General features: G+C 64.7%; 1 pseudogene. It reads right to left on the bottom strand.

What is annotated here, in order from left to right:
* A pseudogene (locus G3N93_RS40165) lies at nt 1–238 on the bottom strand (hypothetical protein); the annotation flags it as partial.

The raw sequence follows: 238 nt of genomic DNA, 5'->3' as shown, positions 1-238 counted from the left end.
TACGTAGAGCGGGTGATGGTCGGAGGAGGTGTGGTGCGAGAAGAGCACGGTGGTCGATCGTGGAGGGTTGTAGAGGGCTGGCAGGAGGTGGGAGAGTGGAGGCATTGTGGTGGTGCGAAAGAGTGAGAGTGGGGGTGAATGGGCAAGACAGGAGTTGTGGCGACGGGGAGCTCCTGGAGAGGGGGGGGGGGGGGGGGGGGGGGGGGGGGAGGGGGGAGGGGGGTGGTTTTTTTTTTTC

The organism is Burkholderia sp. Se-20378 (assembly GCF_017104665.1).
Classification (GTDB): Bacteria; Pseudomonadota; Gammaproteobacteria; order Burkholderiales; family Burkholderiaceae; genus Burkholderia; species Burkholderia lata.
This window is presented reverse-complemented; position numbering and strand designations above follow the sequence as displayed.